Source organism: Endozoicomonas sp. YOMI1 (assembly GCF_024606345.1).
In the GTDB taxonomy this organism is placed as follows: Bacteria; Pseudomonadota; Gammaproteobacteria; order Pseudomonadales; family Endozoicomonadaceae; genus Endozoicomonas.
This window is the reverse complement of the sequence record NZ_JAHHPM010000021.1, coordinates 1-1,684: the sequence shown is the minus strand read 5'-3', so window position 1 is coordinate 1,684 and position 1,684 is coordinate 1. Positions and strand designations below refer to the sequence as shown.

Annotated in this window: 2 protein-coding genes; both read left to right on the top strand. The window is 46.1% G+C overall.

All coding sequences use genetic code 11. From position 1 onward, the window contains the following. Positions 1–91: 91 nt before the first annotated feature. The gene (locus KDK15_RS00825) at positions 92–412 is read left to right on the top strand and encodes a DUF6155 family protein (RefSeq protein ID WP_257293465.1); all 321 of its coding nucleotides are present in this window, start codon (positions 92–94) and stop codon (positions 410–412) included. Position 413: 1 nt separating this feature from the next. Continuing rightward, entirely contained in the window at positions 414–1,619 is a 1,206-nt protein-coding gene (locus KDK15_RS00820; RefSeq protein ID WP_257293464.1) for a plasmid pRiA4b ORF-3 family protein, read from the top strand. The last annotated feature ends 65 nt before the right edge of the window (positions 1,620–1,684 follow it).

Sequence of the window (1,684 nt, the reverse complement as noted above, 5' to 3'; positions counted from 1 at the left end):
TCAAGTTTTAGGCATTTTATATGAGTCGGTATATTCCTGATTGGGGTGGTGAAAGGCAGATATCCCATCCGGGCGGAGACAATTCCCCACCATGCGGGCATCCGTGGCCAGGAAAGCGATCTCGGATTACAAGAAAATATCCTGCTCTAATACTGGTCTTGCCGACATCATGCTCACATTTGTGGAATCTGGCGTCTGGTGCACCAAGGAGTATGGTGATATTGATGAAACATTTTATTGCAGTATGGAAAGCATGTATGAAAGTGCTATCAAGTTCTTTAGTAAAGAAGGTCTCTCTAAGGAATTTAATGATCGCTTTTTTGACATCGTTGAGGATACAACCAATATGGGATGGGGTTTTCATGACACCTTGTCAGATATTTACGACACCTATGCGAGCGATGCTGATTAAAATGAAACTCATCAAACTCTCCCATGATTCGCTGAAAGTCATTCAGTGTCAGAAATTCTCTGATACGGAGCCTGGCTCTGTCGTCAAAGATTTCAATGCCTTTCTGAATCGAGTTATGGAAAAACCTGTACCTCTGAGCAAGGGTAAGCGGCAACCCGTTCAAAAATGGACAACATTTCTGAATGAAGAGCTGGTTGAACCTGACCGTCCTGAACTGAAACGTCCACTCACCATTCACTACCCTTCGGTGCTGGGTTTATATCTACTGATTCGTGCCTCCGGACTTGGGCGGATTATCATAGCTGGAACCAACAAGCTACATCTGGTTATTAACGACAACATAATGGCACAGTGGCAAAACCTGACGCCTGTAGAACAATACTTCAGCCTGTTGGATGCCTGGCTAACCAGAGGCAATTCGGACATTATTGGTGAAGAGCTGCACGGTCGGGATCACCGCCCCCTCAGTTGTAGTGGCGTTAATTTTCTCAGGCAGGCTGCCTTTAATGAAGAGCCCATTTCACCTATTGGCCTTGAGGCGCTGCCGATTAGCCTGGGGGCTTATAACGTAGCCCTCTTAAAACTGTTCGGATTGGCCATCATCCAGTGGCAAAGCACTCATCAGCTAGCGCACCTGCAATTTACCACTCTGGGTGTAACCCTGTTAAATGCGTTTCAGAAATCCGTTGACCTCCATGGACTTGCCCTGCCCGCTGGCTGCGAAGACATACTCTATGAAGACGACGGAATGCTGAAAGTGGTCAAGCCTTGGAGAAAAGATGTTAAACAGTTACTTCATCCATCTGATGCGCAACTGCACGACAGCTACATCATTAATGCATCAATATTTGCCTATAAATGCCAAAGAACGCTTATAGTACCGGTCAGTGCATCTCTGGAGCAGCTGGCCATAGCTGTCCTATCTGCATTTTCATTCAGCACTAATCACCTTCATTGCTTTGTATACGAGGATTCCTACGGCGACGTCTACAAAATTGCTGATCCCAGGTTAAGGCCACAACACACGGATTATACCAATGACACCAACCTGAAGGATCTTCGACCAACGCCTGGTGCTCAGATCCGTTTTCTTTATAATCTCAACGAACCTTGGGAGTTCATCCTGGATATAATGGGTGGCATAGATGAAAAAATAAACGCCATCTCCATAACAGACAGAAGAGGAGAACCCCCAATAGAATACTGAGGCCAACCCAGACAGTTGAAATAAAAAGCAACGAACGCAACAAGCCCTGCCAGGCTTGGCCTGTG

Bases quoted from the DNA above. Each gene is read 5' to 3' on its own strand.
- KDK15_RS00825 (WP_257293465.1), top strand. From the start codon at position 92: ATGCGGGCATCCGTGGCCAGGAAAGCGATCTCGGATTACAAGAAAATA.
- KDK15_RS00820 (WP_257293464.1), top strand. From the start codon at position 414: ATGAAACTCATCAAACTCTCCCATGATTCGCTGAAAGTCATTCAGTGT.